Genomic DNA, 17,141 nt, shown 5'->3' on the forward strand with positions numbered 1-17,141 from the left:
ATGGCGGGGAAAAGCGGCTGCGAGTCGCAAGTCGCAAGTCGCAAGTCGCAAGTCGCAAGTCGCAAGCTGCAAGCTGCAAGTCGCAAGTCGCAAGTCGCAAGTCGCAAGCTGCAAGCTGCAAGCTGCAAGCAAAAGCAGCCTGCATGTGGCTTTTGCTTTTGCTTTTGCTTGAAGCTTGAAGCTTGAAGCTTGCAGCTTGCAGCTTGCAGCTTGCAGCTTGAAGCTTGAAGCTTGAAGCTGGCCCAAGGAATTATAAGAGGCACAGGCGCAAAGGCCAGCTTTGCTACAATCGTGCAACAAATTGACCTGCTGAGGTACGTATGAGCGAGCCGATTCGCCTGACCCAGTACAGCCACGGTGCCGGCTGTGGCTGCAAGATTTCCCCCAAGGTGCTGGACGTGATCCTCGCTGAAAGCGGCACCCAGGCCCTGGACCCGAAACTGTGGGTCGGCAACGCCTCACGCGATGATGCCGCGGTATACGCACTGGACGACGAACGTGGCGTGGTTTCGACCACCGACTTCTTCATGCCGATCGTCGATGACCCCTATGACTTCGGTCGAATCGCCGCCACCAACGCCATCAGCGACATCTACGCCATGGGCGGCGACCCGCTGATGGCCATCGCCATCCTTGGCTGGCCAGTCAACGTGCTGCCACCGGAAGTCGCCCGCGAAGTCATCCGCGGTGGCCGTGCCGTGTGCGCTGAAGCCGGTATTCCACTGGCCGGCGGCCACTCCATCGACGCTCCCGAGCCCATCTTCGGCCTGGCTGTCACCGGCGTGGTCAGCAAGCGCCACCTCAAGCGCAACGACACCGCTAGCGCCGGCTGCCAGCTGTACCTGACCAAGCCACTGGGCATCGGCATCCTCACCACTGCCGAGAAAAAGGCCAAGCTGCGCGCGCAGGACCAAGGCCTGGCCCGTGACTGGATGTGCACCCTCAATACCCCCGGCAGCCGCTTTGGCAAGCTGGACGGGGTCAAGGCCATGACCGACGTCACCGGCTTCGGCCTGCTCGGCCACTTGGTCGAACTGGCAGAAGGCAGCGGCCTTACCGCGCACCTGGACTACGCCGCTGTACCGCGCCTGCCCAGTGTCGACCACTACCTGGCCGAGGGTTGCATCCCCGGCGGCACCCTGCGCAACTACGACAGCTACGGGCACAAGATCGGTACGCTCAGCGACGACCAGAAGCACCTGCTGTGCGACCCGCAAACCAGCGGTGGCCTGCTGGTGGCAGTTACCCCGCAAGGTGAAGCAGAGTTCCTGGCGGTGGCCGCCGAACTGGGCCTGCAACTGGCGCCGATCGGCAAGCTGGTCGAGCGACAGAGCCACGCGGTCGAGGTGATCTGATGCGCCCCGACTGCACCGATTTTCGCCAGCTGTTCCTCCACGACGTGCCGATGATGGACATGCGCGCGCCGGTCGAGTTCGCCAAAGGCGCCTTCCCTGGCGTGGTCAACCTGCCACTGATGAACGACCAGGAGCGGCAGAAGGTCGGCACTTGCTTCAAGCAACAGGGCCAGGCCGCCGCCATCGCGCTGGGCCACCAGTTGGTCAGCGGTGCTACCAAGCAGGCACGCCTGCAAGCCTGGGTAGCCTTTACCCAGGCGCATCCCGAGGGCTACCTGTACTGCTTCCGGGGCGGCCTGCGCTCGCAGATCGTGCAGGGCTGGCTGCGCGATGAAGCGGGCATCCAGTACCCACGCGTCAAAGGTGGCTACAAGGCCATGCGTAACTTTCTGCTGGGGACGACCCAGCAGGCGGTTGCCCAATGCGATTTCGTGCTGGTCGGCGGCCTGACCGGCACCGGCAAGACCGATGTGCTGCAGCAACTGGAGAACGTGCTCGACCTGGAAGGCCACGCCAATCACCGCGGCTCCAGCTTCGGCAAGCGCGCCACGGCGCAGCCGGCGCAGATCGATTTCGAGAACCAGTTGGCCATCGATGTGCTGAAGAAGCGTGCCCGAGGGGTCGAGCAGTTCGTGCTGGAAGATGAGGGCCGTATTGTCGGCAGTTGCACGTTGCCGCTGGAGCTATACCAAGGCATGCAGCGGTATCCGCTGGTGTGGCTGGAGGACAGCTTCGCTAACCGCGTGGAACGCATTCTTCGCGATTATGTGATCAACCTGAGTGCCGAGTTTATGGCCGTGCATGGCGAGGAAGACGGTCGCCGCCTGTTTGCCGAGCGCATGCTGAAGAGCATGGCCAACATCCACAAGCGCCTGGGTGGCGAACGCTACCAACGGCTATCGGAAGTTCTGCGCCAGGCCCTGGAAGAACAGCAGCGCAGCGGCGCGGTGGACCTGCACCGGGGCTGGATCGAGGGTTTGCTGAACGAGTACTACGACCCGATGTATGCCTACCAGCGGGCAGCCAAGGCCGAGCGCATCGAGTTTGCCGGGGATGCCGTGGAGGTGCGTGAGTACCTCAAGGCCCGGGCACTGCGCCAGCCACACCTGTAAAACCAGGGTCGCTTCGCGCCCCATCGCAGGCAAGCCAGCTCCCACTTCGATCGCATCGACTTCAAATCCTGTGCAATTCCTGGGGGAGCAACTGTCTTGCTGAAAAGCCATAAGCTGGCGCAACCCCTGTGGGAGCTGGCTTGCCGGCGATGAGGCCAGTCCAGGCAATACAAGACAGTTGCTCCCAACACTACCCCTGTGGGAGCGGGCATGCCCGCGAAGAGGCCCGTACAGGCAACTCACTGCCCCGGGCTAAGCACCCGCTCCAGCTCCGCCGCGCGGTCGCGGGTCATGCTCATCATGCAGGTACCACCCTCCAGCTGCGCCATGGTCCCGCCACTGGCCTGCACATGAAACTGGCAATTGCCATCGCGGTACGCCAGCCACTTGCGCTGCACATCGCGCAAGCTTTTCTGCTGCCCGGCATCCAGCTTGCCCATCAGTTGCTCGTACACCCGGTTCAAGCGCTGGTCCTGCACCTGCGTCTCGGCCCCGATGCACTCACTCATGGCCACCGTGCTGGAGGCCTTGTCCATGCACTGCACGTAGGCCGCCGTGTAGTCATCGGCCACGGCCAATGGCAGCACGCAGGTCAGTGCCAGCCCTGCCAGGTATTGCTTGCACATGCCAACTCTCCTTTTAGGTATCAAAGCGTCTGGGGTTGCACCGGCGGCATCAGCACCTTGCCCGGCTCGAATTGCAGCGCTGGCATCTGTGTGGCGGCATAAACCGCCACACCCAACGCCGCAATCAAGGCCACATCAAGCCAGTTCCAACCGGGCATATCCTCAGCGCTGCGGGCCTTCCAGCAATGCCAGGCCTGGCCCAGGCAGAACACGCCCATCGCCGCCAGCCACAGGTAGAAGCCGGCACCAAACCCGCTCAGGTCATGGAATTCATAAGTCTGGTTATCCGGCAGACGGGTGATGCCGAAGCTGCTGCCCGCCAGGTAAACCGCCGCCAACCCGGCCAGCAATGCCAGCCGGCGAAAGCGCCGGTGGGCAAGGATGGCCAACGCCAGCAGCGGGTTGGCAAACCATTGGTGCAAGCCGAAGGGCAAGCCCCATGGCCCGTACAGCAGCATCTGCAGCGCCGGCATGTGATGCCCGCCATTCATGTGCGCGCCGTTGAAGAACAGGGCGAGCAAGTACAGCAGCAGGCTAATGCTCAGGTAGAAAACGGGCAAAGCGCAAATTCCTAGGCGACCGGGGGCTCAAGCAGCAGACCATAGATGCCGGAGTCGGACAACTCACCGGCCACGCACCAGCGCGCCCGCAGGGTGCCTTCAAGCACGAAACCTTGCCGTTCCAGGGTGCGTGCCGAGCCTTGGTTGCGCGGGTCGATCTCACCTTCCAGGCGGCGCATGTGCAGGGTGTTGGCCAGGTAATCGATGAAGCAGGTGAGCGCTTCGTCCATGTAGCCCCTGCCCTGCACGGCGCTGGCCAGGCAGTAGCCGATCTCGCCACGGCGGGAAACATCGTCGATGTTGAACAGCTGGACCATGCCGATGAGTTCACCGTTGTCGCGGCGGTACATACCCAGCTTGAGCTGGTCGCCATTGGCATAGGCTTCGCGGTCGGCGGCCAGGGCGCTTTCGGCCTCGGCCAGGTTTTGCCAAGGGGCATGGTGCCAATAACGCATGACCTCGGGGTCGGCCATGATCGCCAGCCACTGCGCGGCATCGGCATGGCGCATGGGGCGCAGTTGCAGGCGCGGGCTGTCGAGGCAGAGGTCACTGGGGAAACTGCGGGGTGGGGTCACGCCGGATCTCCTGTCCATTGCTGGGGAGATGACAGTTTAACGTCAAGCGCGAGGTTACGGCATCCCGGGGCTGCTGCGCAGCCCATCGCGACACAAGGCCGCTCCCACAGAAATCGCATCAGGACTGACAGGTGTTTGCCACGAGATATGCAACGCCTGTGGGAGCTGGCTTGCCGGCGATAGGGCCAGTGCAGGCCAGCGAAAAAGCGTCAGGCCACCTCGGCCCCGTCATCCGGCCAATGCGGCTCGTTGGCCCCAGGCGGTGTCAGCGGTGGCAGGCCATATGCTGCCCGGGCGGCGTCACAGCTGGGGTTGTGCACCCCACCCTCCCACGACGCCTCGAACTCACGGCACGGGCTGGAGCGGTTGGCATAAATGGTACAGGCCACCTCTTTGCCGACCTCGCCCTGCAGAGCGATACAGCGGCACGGCTTGGCATCGGTGCCGATCATGGCCACACGGGTAGGGTTGACCTGCACCACCAGGTCATCCGGGACAACACCCCCGGCAGACTGGCATTCGCCCCAGAAGAAAGACACACGGAAGTACCCGCAGCAGGCGCCGCAGTCAAGGCAAGGGTTGTATTCGGACATGATGGCACGGAGGGAAGGTTGTTGTTATCGGGTCTGGCCCGCGGCGCCATTCTCAGTCCAAGCAGGGGCGGCTGGATAGAGGGGCAATGCAAAAAAAAATTGCCGCTGATCCGGCCGCCTGGCAACGCTAGCAGATGGCTTTGTAAGTGTCGGCGTCCCAGCGCTGCAAGGCCAGGCCCGTGCAGGGTTCGTAGGCTGTACCCTGCACCTCGCTGAAGCGCATGGGCGCTTGGCCACAGTGCACCAGGCGGTCGTCCTTCTCACCCTCGGTGAGCACGGTATAGGACGCCTTTCGCATGGCCTGGTACTGGTCGTCTGCCGCCGCCATTTGCTGGTGATACTGCATCAGCTGGCTGTTGGTCAACGCCAGGCGCTTGCCCAACTGCACACCCCAGCGGGCCAGGCAGACTTCGGCAAAGTGGCGAACGATCAACCCCGGCTCAGCCAACACCTTGCCCGCGCCCGCGCCGTCAAGCGATGCGTTGCCTACCAGCGTGGCGTGCCGGCCAGGCATTGGATAAATGCAGATGCGTGTAGTGCTCGCCACGGCAGGAACCACGCAGGCAAACCCTTTGGAACGCTCATCCCGTGAATAGAACCCCACGTACTCCTTCACGTTGCCGGTCAGGCTGACCCGCTGCTGCTGCACATTGCCAACGCCCGGTACCGGGTCGATGGCAAAGATGTTCACCGGTATGTCGCGCAGTACAGGGTCTTGTGCCATGGCATTGGCCAGCATGTGGCAGCTGATCCCTCCCCTGCTCCAGCCCACCAGGTTGACCTGGGTCGGCAGGCGCGGCTTGCGGAACATGCTGATGATGCCCTCCTGCAATTGCTGCGGTGTGGGGTGGCGGGCGCCGTAGCTGTAGTTGCGCCAGAACCATGAGGCCGCAGACCCTGCATCCGGTATCGGCACCCCGGCTTGCTTCAGCCGCTCGTATTCTTCCTTGCTCAGTTCGTTGCGCTGCCAGTTGCTTTCGCCTTTGATCACCTGCAGCACGTGGTTGACGTTTTCCTCCCAGCCGCGGCCAAACAGCTGCCCGGTCCAGTTGTAATAGCCACCAGGTTCCACGAACAGGTTGTCATCCTGAAGGTTGCCGCTGCCTGGACCATCCACAGCAATCCAATGGGCGAACTCGTGGCCCTGCTCGTTGCTGGCCAGGGTTGAAACCAGCTCGCCGTTCCAGAAGTTGGGGTTGGCGTGGTCGAAGCGGTGCGAGCCGGTGCCGCAGAAATAGGCGGTGAAGACACTCATGGGGGGATCCCTTCGGTGAGAAATGAGTGCCGAAGGTAGGTTGGCTGAAGCTTGGAATGCAGGCGGAAAGCTCGCCCGGCTGAAGATCCTGAGCCTGCTTTGCAGCCCTTTCGCGACGCAAGGCCGCTCCCACCGGTACAGCGCAGCTTTCGGATGCTGCGTGGTCACTGTGGGAGCGGCCTTGGGTCGCGATGGTCTTACTTGCGGACCAGCCCGTCAGCCCGGAACATCTGCCGGATGCCGCGGATGGCCTGGCGAATGCGGTCCTGGTTCTCGATCAGGGCAAAGCGCACATGATCATCGCCGTAATCACCAAAACCGATGCCCGGCGACACGCATACCTTGGCCTCGGCCAGCAGCTTCTTGGAAAACTCCAGCGACCCCAGGTGCGCATACGCCGGCGGAATCTTCGCCCAGACGTACATCGACGCCTTGGGGTTCTCGACCATCCAGCCCAACTCGTGCAGGCCTTTGACCAGCAGGTTGCGGCGCTGGCGGTACTGCTCGGCAATGTCGCGCACGCACTGCTGGTCGCCTTCCAGGGCAGCGATGGCCGCCACTTGCAGCGGGGTGAAGGTGCCGTAGTCGTGGTAGCTCTTGATCCGCGCCAGCGCATTGACCAGCTCGGGGTTGCCGACCATGAAGCCAATGCGCCAACCCGCCATGTTGTAGCTTTTGGACAGGGTGAAGAACTCCACCGCAATGTCCTTGGCGCCCGGCACCTGCATGATCGACGGGGCTTTCCAGCCGTCATAGACGATGTCGGCATAGGCCAGGTCATGCACCACCAGCACACCATACTGCTTGGCCAGTGCAACCACACGCTCGAAGAAGTCCAGCTCTACGCACTGCGCGGTGGGGTTGGACGGGAAGCCAAGGATCATCATCTTCGGCTTGGGTATCGACTCGCGAATGGCGCGCTCAAGCTCGTTGAAGAAGTCCACCCCCGGCACCAGCGGCACGGAGCGCACCTGGGCGCCGGCGATCACCGCGCCGTAGATGTGGATCGGGTAGCTGGGGTTGGGCACCAGCACGGTGTCGCCCTGGTCGAGGGTGGCGAGCATCAGGTGCGCCAGGCCTTCCTTCGAACCGATGGTGACAATGGCTTCGCTCTCCGGGTCGATGTCGACTTCGTAGCGCTCCTTGTACCAGTTGGCGATGGCCCGGCGCAGGCGCGGAATACCGCGCGAGGTGGAATAGCCGTGGGTGTCTTCACGCTGGGCAACCTGCACCAGCTTCTCGACAATGTGCGGCGGCGTGGCGCCATCGGGGTTACCCATGCTCAGGTCGATGATGTCCTCGCCACGGCGGCGGGCAGCCATCTTGAGCTCGGCAGTGATGTTGAAGACGTAAGGGGGGAGACGATCGATGCGCGCAAAGCGGCGCGGCGAACCTGGGTTGGCCATGGTTTCCTCTGAGAACGTAAGCGCCCGGAACCGTCCGAGCGACGCTGGCCGATATGGCGGCCTGGATCAGAAGATAGTGCCGAGAGAGGATACCTGTAAAGGACAAAAACCTGTTTTGTTAGATCTTTTCAGAAGTATTTTTTGAAAATACAGGATTTATGTTTTCCTGCGCTGGCCTCTTCGCGGGCTCGCCCGCTCCCACAGGGTTACCCGCAGCCCCTGGGACCTGCGCCGTGGCCGGCACAGGAAAAACACCCATAAAAAAACCCCGGCACATGGCCAGGGTTTTCGTGAAACAGGCAGCTATTTCAGCGTGCGTATGTCATCAGCACGTCCGCAGCAGTTTGGCTGTCCACACCCATCATCACGCTCAGGGCAGTGACGGTGAGGATGGAGAAGCCGAACACCTTGCGCGCCCACTTGCTGTCGTCCTCGGCCTTGTAGCCACCCCAGGCCATGTACAGCCAGTACAGGCCCATGGCAGCTGCCACGGCCAGGTAGCCGAGGCCGGCGTAACCGCCGAGGGTGAGCATCAAGGTAGCGAGCACGAAAGCCAGTACGTACAGCACGATCTGCTTCTTCGCCGCCAGAATGCCGCGCGCCACCGGTAGCACCGGAATGTTGGCAGCGCTGTAATCCTTGAAGCGGAAGATGGCAATGGCAAAGCTGTGCGGCATTTGCCACAGGCTGAACATCACCAGCAGGGTTACCGCAGCCAGGTCGAAGCTGTTGCTCACGGCGCAGTAACCGATCACCGGGGGCATGGCACCCGACAGGCTGCCGACCAAGGTGCCGTGCACCGACTTGCGCTTCAGCCACAGGCTGTAGAAGCCGACGTAGACGACGAACCCTACTGCTGCGCAGAACGCCGACAGCGGGTTGGCCTGGACATACAGCAGGCTGAAACCCGCCACCCCAAGCAGGGTGGCGTAGATCAGCGCGAGGGGCAGCGACATGCCGCCCTGAACCATCACGCGGTTCTTGGTGCGCTCCATCTTGTGGTCGATGTCACGGTCGATGCAGTTGTTGAACACGCATCCGGACGCTACCACCAGCGAAGTACCGATCACCGCCGCCAGGAACAGGGCGAAATCCACATGGCCCTTCGAGGCAAGGAAGAAACCGCCTGCCACGGAAAGCACGTTACCGAAAATGATCCCCGGTTTGGTGATTTGGATAAAGTGCTTAACGGACATGCAGTCTTACCTCACTTGGCCAGCATTTCGAAGTGGATGCTGAACATGATCCACAGCGACAGGCCGACCAGCAGTGCGATCACCAGCGTGGTGAACAGGAACGTCGATACGTTGTTGCGTTGCTCTTTCGAGCGGTCCATGTGCAGGAAGTACACCAGGTGCACAACCACCTGGATCACGGCCATGGCAACGATGATCAGAACGGTCAGGTTCTTCGGCAGGCTGGCGGTCATGGCCAGGCCGAACGGGATCGCGGTCAGGATGATCGACAGTACGAAACCGATCATGTACGACTTGACGCTGCCGTGATTACCTTCGTGATGAGTGTCGTGTGCGTTAGCCATTACAGAACCCCCAGCAGGTAAACGACGGTGAATACGCAGATCCAGACCACGTCAAGGAAGTGCCAGAACAGGCTCAGGCAGCTCATGCGGGTCTTGGCGGTCGGCGTGATGCCGTGCTTGTTGATCTGGTACATCATGATTGCCATCCAGATCAGACCAGCAGTCACGTGCAGGCCGTGGGTACCTACCAGGGCAAAGAAGCCCGACAGGAAGCCACTGCGCTGCGGGCCGAAGCCCTCGCCGATCAGGTGATGGAATTCATAGATTTCCATCGCGATGAAGCCAGCACCGAACAGGAAGGTCACAGCCAACCAGCCCAGCACACCTGCTTTCTTGCCATCGAACATCTTCAGCATGGCGAAGCCGAAGGTGATCGAGGACAGCAGCAGGAACAGCGTTTCAACAGCTACGAAGTCGAGCTGGAAGATGTCGTGACCCGACGGGCCGCCGGCAAAACTGCCGGACAGCACCGCGTAGGTGGCGAAGAGCGACGCAAACAGGATGCAGTCGGTCATCAGGTACAGCCAGAAACCCAGTACGGTCATCTGGCCCGAGTCGTGGTGGTGGTCGTCATGCCCATGGTCGTGACCATGAGCTGCGCCGCCGTGCATTACTTGACTGGACATTGATTACACCCGCTCAAACGATTCGACACGTGCGCCGGCAGGCAGAGCACCTGCTTTGGCCAGCGCTTTCATACGCTCGCCTTCGATGCGCGCCACTTCTTCGGCCGGAACCATGTAGCCCTGGTCGTCACGTGCAGCGTGGCGAACGAAGACCGCGATGGTTGCAACCAGGCTCGCGCCCACCAGCCACCAGATGTGCCAGATGAAAGCGAAGCCGAAGACGGTCAGGAACAGGCCCATGAACAGACCGGTAGCAGTGTTGCTCGGCATGTGGATGGCTTCGTACTTGGCCGGAACCTTGTACGCAACGCCTTCTTCCTTGGCTTCGTGCCAGCAGTCCAGGCCAACTTTCTCAGGCATGTGAGCGAAGTTGTAGAACGGAGGTGGCGAAGAAGTCGACCATTCCAGGGTACGGCCGCCCCATGGGTCGCCGGTCACGTCCAGGTTCTGGTTGCGGTCGCGGACCGAAACGTACAGCTGGATCAGCTGGCAAGCGATACCGAACAGGATCAGCACGGCGCCGACAACGGCTACGTACAGGTAGGGTTCCCACAGTGGGTTGTCGGAGTGGTTCAGACGACGGGTCATGCCCATGAAGCCCAGGGCGTACAGCGGCATGAACGCAACGTAGAAGCCCGACAGCCAGAACCAGAAGGCAGCTTTGCCCCACTTCTCGTTCAGGGTGAAGCCGAAGGCTTTCGGGAACCAGAAAGCGAAGCCGGCGATATAGCCGAATACCGCGCCACCGATGATCACGTTGTGGAAGTGCGCAATAACGAACAGGCTGTTGTGCAGAACGAAGTCAGCACCTGGAACGGCCAGCAGTACGCCGGTCATGCCACCGATGGAGAAGGTGACCATGAAGCCCAGGGTCCAGAGCATCGGCGGGGTGAAGCGCACGCGGCCCTGGTACATGGTGAACAGCCAGTTGAACAGCTTCACACCGGTCGGGATGGAGATCAGCATCGTCGCCAGGCCGAAGAAGGTGTTGACGCTGGCGCCGGCACCCATGGTGAAGAAGTGGTGCAGCCATACCGCAAAGCCAAGGATGGCGATCGCGCCCGATGCGTAGATCATCGAGTGGTGGCCGAACAGGCGTTTGCCCGAGAACGTCGAAGTCACTTCCGAGAACACGCCGAAGGCCGGCAGGATCAGGATGTAAACCTCAGGGTGGCCCCACGCCCAGAACAGGTTGACGTACATCATCGGGTTCCCACCAAGCTCGTTGGTGAAAATGTGGAAGTCCAGATAACGGTCAACAGTCAGCAGCGCAAGTGCAGCAGTCAGGATCGGGAACGATGCAACGATCAGGACGTTGGCCCAGGTGCAGGTCCAGGTGAAGATCGGCATGTCCATCAGCTTCATGCCAGGTGCGCGCATCTTCATCACGGTGACGAGGAAGTTCACGCCGGTAAGCGTCGTACCCAATCCGGATAGCTGTAGCGCCCAGATATAGTAATCGACACCTACCCCAGGGCTGTACTGGATGCCTGCGAGCGGCGGATAGGCAACCCAGCCGGTCTTGGCGAATTCACCAACGCCCAGCGAGATGTTGACCAGCAGCACGCCTGCCAGCAGCAGGTAGAAGCTCAGGGAGTTCAGGAACGGGAAGGCAACGTCACGTGCACCGATCTGCAGAGGAACCGCCAGGTTCATCAGGCCGGTGAAGAACGGCATCGCCATGAAGATGATCATGATCACACCGTGAGCGGTGAAGATCTGGTCATAGTGTTCAGGCGGCAGGTAGCCTTCGGAGCCACCGGTTGCGGCAGCCAGCTGGGTACGCATCATGATGGCGTCGGCAAAGCCGCGCAGCAGCATGACCATCGCGACGATGATGTACATCACGCCGATCTTTTTGTGGTCGACAGTAGTCAGCCACTCGCTCCACAAGTAGGTCCACTTGCGGAAATAGGTGATAAGACCGACGACAGCGATACCGCCGAGCGCGATCATGGCAAGCGTCACCATGACTATCGGCTCGTGATAGGGTATCGCCTCCAGGCTTAATTTACCGAACATCTCTTACTCCTCTGCACCGGCAGCTGGTTGCATACTCGATTCCACACCCTTGGTTGTGGCCAGATCTTTGCTGCCAGCTTCTTCGTGGCTACGGCCGCGGTTCATGCCTTCGTACTTGTCTACGATCAGCTGGAACTGCTCTGGCGATGCCTCGCTATACAGCGCGACTGGGTTGTTTTCGCTTGGTTTGGCCAAGGCGTCGTATTCGGCCTTGTCCAGCTTCTTCGGCGACTGCTTGACCTCGGCGACCCACTTGTCGAAGTCTTCCTGGGAAGTGGCAGTAGCCTTGAATTTCATGCCGGTGAAGCCAGCACCGCTGTAGTTGGCGCTGATACCGTCAAATTCACCGTTTTCGTTGGCGATCAGGTGCAGCTTGGTGGTCATGCCGGCCATGGCGTAGATCTGGCCGCCCAGGCCCGGGATGAAGAACGAGTTCATCACGGCGTCGGAGGTGACGCGGAAGTTGACCGGGGTGTTAGCCGGGAAGACGATCTTGTTGACCGTGGCAATGCCCTGCTCCGGGTAGATGAACAGCCACTTCCAGTCCAGCGCGACCACGTCGATCTGTACCGGCTTGACGTCGGAGTCCAGCGGACGGTACGGATCCAGCTTGTGGGTGGACTTGTAGGTGACGTAACCCAGGGCGATGATGATCAGGATCGGGATGATCCACACCGCGGCCTCGATCTTGGTCGAGTGCGACCAGTCAGGGGTGTAGGTGGCAGCCTTGTTGGAAGCACGGTACTTCCAGGCGAACGCCAGGGTCATGATGATGACGGGCACCACCACCAGCAGCATAAGCCCGATAGCGATCAGGATCAGGTTCTTTTGCTCAATGCCGACCTGGCCCTTCGGGTCGAGCAGGGTCCAGTTGCACCCACTGAGTAAAAGCATGCCTAAAAAGGGCAATATGCCAAACAGTCTGGGGTAACGCTTTTTACTCATCTCACGACCTCTAGATCAGCTTGCTTCAATGCAATTTGTGTTTTGGTAGCCAACACTTCGTCCTGCCAAGTGAGGCATGTCGCGCCCGTACTCGCTCCTGCCTGGGTCTGACTGCAGGACCTTGGCTCAAGCGGGTTAGCGGTGCTTTTGGTTTCGTAGGCAACAGGCCTGTACTTCAGACCAAGTCCATTTGGTGCGGGAAAACGCGGAGGGGGGTCCGCCCGGTATCGCCGTTGGGCGAAACTTGACGAAGTCAGCAAAAAGAAGCGCTGGGGCTTCCTTCAATCCTGCGACTCGCAAGCAGTGCCGAACGGGAATTGGGGGCGATTGTAGTTAGGTCGCCAACCCTTGACTATGACTTATTGAGCAACAGTCTTTTACAGAATCTGCAACAATGGCGAGTAATTATTCAACTTCGCGACAGTTTGTCGCACCCCGCTTGCCAGGCCTCAAAGCCGCATGCTGCAAGGCTTTGAAATTGATCCAGATCAAGCGGGCGGCAACTTTTCCCTGTTCTCGCGGCCTGTAAAAGACCCCACGCAAATCGGGACTTTTGTCTAAGCCTGGCGGCGGTTTCGGTAGATGCCAAGCGGCACCAGCACAGCGGTCAGAACGAAGGCTACCAGCGCCCATTGCGCCAGCGACAAACCGAGGATCGGCGGGTATGGCGTGCTGCAGAAGCCGTCGACCTGGAATGCCAAGGGCCACAGCTTGGCCAGCGGCAGGTCATCGACGATCGGCTGGAGCGTATCGATACCACAACTGACCATCGGGTTGGCGAGTATATACACATGGTTGCCAGCCGCAATCATTCCGCCAATGGCACTGAGCACGACCAGGGCCTCGAAGAAGGTCAGGCTACGGCGCCCGGGCATGGCCGCCGCGATGAACGCGAACACGGCAATGAACAGCAGTGCGTAGCGCTGCAGGATGCACAACGGGCACGGCGCCTCGCCCAGTACCACCTGCATGTAGAGCGCGCCGCCGATCAGCGAAATGCAGATCAGGCCCAGCAGCACCAGAAAGCGCCGTTCCCGATTCAGGCGCGATGTTTGTTCGTTCATTACCGGTTCCTTCGATGGAAAGTGGCAGCGTGGTCCGCCTGCCCTGGCGCAAGTCTACACGCTGAGCGGGGCCTGTGAGCGTGCCGAGGAAGCGGCGTGATAGCACTGCGCAGGGCTATCCGGTGTGGCTGAGACCGGCCAGAACGAGGTCGGTTCAACGGCGGGCGGCAAAAAACCAGCGCCCGGGCGCCGCGCAGGGGCAAGCCCCTCGACACCCGGGAGTGAAGGATACCGTGATTAAAGGATGATTAAGAATGAAAGCGGCGCTGGTGCTTTCATCTTTCCTTTATATATAGGCAGAAAGGTGTGATGCGTGGCATGCCGCTGGAAATGCATAAGCCTGGACCGGCCCTATCGCCGGCAAGCCGGCTCCCACAGGGAACATTACAAGCCCCAAAACCTGCTCAGTCCCCGTGGGAGCCGGCTTGCCGGCGATAGGGCCGGTACGGCCACTACATCACTCCAGCGCCGCCGCCGGCCCGAAGAACTCGTAGCGGCTCTGCTGTTCCGGCACGCCCAGGCCCTTGAGCTGGCGCTTTACCGCCGCCATGAAGCCCTTCGGCCCAAGGAAGTACGCATCCACGTCCCGTTCACGCGGCAGCCACTCGGCCAGCAGGTCTTCGCTCAGCACGCCGACGGCATCGGCCGCACCACCATCCGCCTCGGCGTAGCAGTAGAAGCGTTTGAGCTGCGGGTGGCGCGCCGCCAGGCCATCGATCCAGTCACGGAAGGCATGCACCGCACCATTGCGTGCGCAGTGAATGAAATGCACCTGACGCCCGGTGTGCAGGGCGGCCTGCAGCATCGCCAGGGTCGGGGTAATGCCCACACCGCCACTGATCAGTACCAGCGGCTTGGCACTGGCAGCCAGGGTGAAGTCACCTGCTGGCGGGAACAGTTGCAGGGTATCGCCAACCTGCAACTGGTCATGCAGGTAGTTGGACACCTTGCCGCCCGCCTCGCGCTTGACGCTGATGCGGTACTCCTTGCCGTCGCACAACGCCGACAGCGAATAGTTGCGGCGCTGTTCGGCACCGTCGATGTTCAGTTTCAGGCCAATGTACTGCCCGGGCTCGGCCTTGAGCACCGGTTTGCCGTCTACAGGGACGAAGTAGAACGAAACGATTTCGCTGCTTTCCTGTTCGCGGCGCACCAGGCGGAACTCGCGGGTCCCGCGCCAGCCACCCTCGGCCGCTTCCTTTTGCTGGTAAAGGTTTTCTTCGGCACCGATCAGGATGTCGGCCAACTGACCATAGGCAGCGCCCCAGGCCTCGATCACCGCCGGGGTAGCAATGTCCTTGCCCAGCACTTCCTCGATGGCGCGCAGCAGGCAACTGCCGACGATCGGGTAGTGCTCCGGCAGAATCTGCAGGGCGACGTGCTTGTTGATGATCTGCCCGACCAGGCCGCCCAGTTGCTCCAGCTGGTCGATGTGGCGGGCATACATCAGCACGCCGTTGGCCAGCGCGCGCGGCTGGTCGCCGCTGGCCTGGTGGGCCTGGTTGAACAGCGGACGCACCTCGGGGTACTCGCTGAGCATCATCTTGTAGAAGTGAGTGGTCAGCGCTTCCCCGCCGCTTTCCAGCAGGGGGACGGTGGCCTTGATGATAGCGCGTTGGTCGGCATTGAGCATTGCGGTGACTCCTGGGCCTAGGGTTTTAAATGATGCCTAGGTCATTACACCTATCGTGCCAACTTAAATTTCCAACTAAATCAAACAGTTGAGGCTTACCATGTCAAAAAGACCCAGCACGCCGTATAGTCACAAAGACCTACTGGAGTCCATATGACTACAAAGCCTTTGCTCACCACGTTGCTGCCACTGGTCAGTGACCTGTCCCGCGAACTGCCCGACCAGGAGCGCTACCGCCGCCTGTTGCAGGCCATGCGCAGCCTGCTGCCATGCGATGCCGCCGCGCTGCTGCGCCTGGACGGCGAATGGCTGGTACCGCTGGCCGTGGACGGGCTGAGCCCCGATACCCTCGGCCGGCGGTTCCGGGTGAGCGAACACCCGCGATTCCAGATCCTGCTCAGCCGCCCCGAGCCCACCCGCTTCGCCAGCGATTCCGAGCTGCCCGACCCCTATGATGGCCTGGTGACCGCCGTCGCGGCCTCGCTCGAAGTTCACGACTGCATGGGCTGCCCGTTGATGGTCGATGAGCGCCCATGGGGCCTGGTCACCCTCGATGCGCTGACCCCGGGGCAGTTCCAGAGCCTGGAGCTGGACGCCCTGCAAGCTTTCGCCAGCCTGGCCGCCGCGACCGTAACCGTGGCCGAGCGTATCCACCACCTGGCCCTGCGTGCCGAAGACGAACACCGCCGCGCCGAAATCTACCGCCAGGCCGGTGGCCAGCACCAGGAGCTGATCGGCCAAAGCCCGGCCCACAAACGCTTGGTGGAAGAGATCCGCCTGGTCGGTGGCAGCGACCTGACCGTACTGATCACCGGCGAAACCGGTGTTGGCAAGGAGTTGGTGGCGCAGGCCCTGCACCAGGCCAGTAGCCGCGCCAACCAGCCGCTGGTCAGCCTCAATTGCGCAGCCCTGCCGGACACCCTGGTGGAAAGTGAGCTGTTCGGCCATGTGCGCGGGGCCTTCACCGGCGCGCACGGCGAGCGCCGCGGCAAGTTTGAACTGGCCAACGGCGGCACGCTGTTCCTCGACGAAGTCGGCGAACTGCCGCTGACCGTGCAGGCCAAGCTGCTGCGCGTTTTGCAAAGCGGTCAGTTGCAACGCCTGGGGTCGGACCGCGAGCACCGCGTGGACGTGCGCCTGATCGCCGCCACCAACCGTGACCTGGCGGCCGAAGTGCGCAACGGCAACTTCCGCGCCGACTTCTATCACCGCCTCAGCGTGTACCCGCTGCAGGTACCGCCACTGCGCGAACGTGGGCGTGATGTGCTGCTATTGGCCGGCTACTTCCTCGAACAGAACCGTTCGCGCCTGGGCCTGAACAGCCTGCGCCTGAGCAGTGAGGCCCAGGCCGCGCTGCTGGCGTATGCCTGGCCTGGCAACGTGCGCGAACTGGAACACCTGATCGGCCGTTCAGCGCTCAAGGCGCTGGGCCAACACCCCGACCGGCCACGTATCCTGACCCTTGAGGTCAGCGACCTGGACGTGCGTACAACGGCACAGGCGGCCGCAGCCACGACCCTCCCTGCCCCGCCGCTGTCGGTAGCCAACCTGCCCGAGGGTGGCCTGCGCGAGGCCGTCGACAGCTACCAGCGCCAGGTGATCGAAGCGTGCCTGCAACGGCATCAGGACAACTGGGCGGCAGCGGCGCGCGAGCTGGGTCTGGACCGTGCCAACCTCAGCCGATTGGCCCGTCGGCTGGGGCTTCGCTGAGGTTTATCTACAAAAGGATTAACCCAGAAAGCCATCTGGTTGCTTCCCGCCTGGCTGCTATATCTCCCTAACCACCCCACTCTCGGCTGCCTGGTCGAGGCTGTGCGTAACACCCCTGC

Annotated in this window: 16 protein-coding genes; 3 read left to right on the forward strand and 13 right to left on the reverse strand. The window is 61.7% G+C overall.

Annotation, left to right across the window (positions count from 1 at the left end):
- Positions 1-320: 320 nt before the first annotated feature.
- Both selD and mnmH read left to right on the forward strand, forming a co-directional pair.
- Positions 321-1,355, forward strand: a complete 1,035-nt coding sequence (gene selD / locus B3361_RS05970; protein ID WP_029887425.1) for a selenide, water dikinase SelD — start codon at positions 321-323, stop codon at positions 1,353-1,355.
- Positions 1,355-2,467, forward strand: coding sequence for a tRNA 2-selenouridine(34) synthase MnmH (gene mnmH / locus B3361_RS05975; protein WP_029887424.1), 1,113 nt, complete (start codon positions 1,355-1,357; stop codon positions 2,465-2,467). The genes selD and mnmH overlap by 1 nt, the downstream gene beginning before the upstream one ends.
- A 239-nt stretch (positions 2,468-2,706) precedes the next feature.
- On the opposite strand, the gene B3361_RS05980 is transcribed toward mnmH, so the two are convergent.
- The 13 genes from B3361_RS05980 to hmpA form a co-directional block, all read right to left on the reverse strand.
- On the reverse strand, positions 2,707-3,093 hold the full coding sequence (locus B3361_RS05980; RefSeq protein ID WP_054881689.1) for a lysozyme inhibitor LprI family protein: 387 nt from the start codon (positions 3,091-3,093) through the stop codon (positions 2,707-2,709).
- 20 nt (positions 3,094-3,113) lie between these two features.
- Positions 3,114-3,653 carry a hypothetical protein gene (locus tag B3361_RS05985; RefSeq protein WP_009681617.1) on the reverse strand — a complete coding sequence of 180 codons (540 nt, stop codon included), beginning with the start codon at positions 3,651-3,653 and terminating at the stop codon, positions 3,114-3,116.
- Positions 3,654-3,664: 11 nt separating this feature from the next.
- Complete coding sequence (locus B3361_RS05990) at positions 3,665-4,228, reverse strand: GNAT family N-acetyltransferase (protein WP_009681616.1); 564 nt, start codon at positions 4,226-4,228, stop codon at positions 3,665-3,667.
- Between the two features lie 209 nt (positions 4,229-4,437).
- On the reverse strand, positions 4,438-4,821 hold the full coding sequence (locus B3361_RS05995; RefSeq protein WP_029886718.1) for a YkgJ family cysteine cluster protein: 384 nt from the start codon (positions 4,819-4,821) through the stop codon (positions 4,438-4,440).
- A gap of 127 nt (positions 4,822-4,948) precedes the next feature.
- The gene (locus B3361_RS06000) at positions 4,949-6,076 is read right to left on the reverse strand and encodes a hypothetical protein (protein WP_054905370.1); all 1,128 of its coding nucleotides are present in this window, start codon (positions 6,074-6,076) and stop codon (positions 4,949-4,951) included.
- Positions 6,077-6,273: 197 nt separating this feature from the next.
- The gene (alaC, locus tag B3361_RS06005; protein ID WP_009682133.1) at positions 6,274-7,482 is read right to left on the reverse strand and encodes an alanine transaminase; all 1,209 of its coding nucleotides are present in this window, start codon (positions 7,480-7,482) and stop codon (positions 6,274-6,276) included.
- Between the two features lie 308 nt (positions 7,483-7,790).
- A complete protein-coding gene (gene cyoE / locus B3361_RS06010) occupies positions 7,791-8,678 on the reverse strand; it encodes a heme o synthase (protein WP_029886721.1) in 888 nt (295 codons plus the stop codon).
- Positions 8,679-8,689: 11 nt separating this feature from the next.
- Complete coding sequence (gene cyoD / locus B3361_RS06015) at positions 8,690-9,022, reverse strand: cytochrome o ubiquinol oxidase subunit IV (RefSeq protein ID WP_003248599.1); 333 nt, start codon at positions 9,020-9,022, stop codon at positions 8,690-8,692.
- The gene (cyoC, locus tag B3361_RS06020; protein ID WP_029886722.1) at positions 9,022-9,648 is read right to left on the reverse strand and encodes a cytochrome o ubiquinol oxidase subunit III; all 627 of its coding nucleotides are present in this window, start codon (positions 9,646-9,648) and stop codon (positions 9,022-9,024) included. Before cyoC ends, cyoD begins: the two co-directional genes overlap by 1 nt.
- Positions 9,649-9,651: 3 nt before the next feature.
- On the reverse strand, positions 9,652-11,670 hold the full coding sequence (cyoB, locus tag B3361_RS06025) for a cytochrome o ubiquinol oxidase subunit I (protein WP_009685201.1): 2,019 nt from the start codon (positions 11,668-11,670) through the stop codon (positions 9,652-9,654).
- A 3-nt stretch (positions 11,671-11,673) separates the two neighbouring features.
- Positions 11,674-12,615 carry a ubiquinol oxidase subunit II gene (cyoA, locus tag B3361_RS06030; RefSeq protein WP_286920136.1) on the reverse strand — a complete coding sequence of 314 codons (942 nt, stop codon included), beginning with the start codon at positions 12,613-12,615 and terminating at the stop codon, positions 11,674-11,676.
- A gap of 557 nt (positions 12,616-13,172) precedes the next feature.
- Positions 13,173-13,679 carry a disulfide bond formation protein B gene (locus B3361_RS06035; RefSeq protein ID WP_009685199.1) on the reverse strand — a complete coding sequence of 169 codons (507 nt, stop codon included), beginning with the start codon at positions 13,677-13,679 and terminating at the stop codon, positions 13,173-13,175.
- A gap of 457 nt (positions 13,680-14,136) precedes the next feature.
- Positions 14,137-15,312 (reverse strand): NO-inducible flavohemoprotein, encoded by a 1,176-nt coding sequence (gene hmpA, locus B3361_RS06040; RefSeq protein WP_054905371.1) that lies wholly within the window; start codon positions 15,310-15,312, stop codon positions 14,137-14,139.
- 153 nt (positions 15,313-15,465) lie between these two features.
- On the opposite strand from hmpA, the gene norR reads away from it, so the two are divergent.
- Positions 15,466-17,022: a nitric oxide reductase transcriptional regulator NorR gene (gene norR / locus B3361_RS06045; protein WP_286920137.1), complete on the forward strand. Its 1,557-nt coding sequence runs from the start codon at positions 15,466-15,468 to the stop codon at positions 17,020-17,022.
- Positions 17,023-17,141: the final 119 nt, after the last annotated feature.

The organism is Pseudomonas sp. UBA6699, assembly GCF_002454615.1.
Taxonomy (GTDB): Bacteria; Pseudomonadota; Gammaproteobacteria; order Pseudomonadales; family Pseudomonadaceae; genus Aquipseudomonas; species Aquipseudomonas juntendi.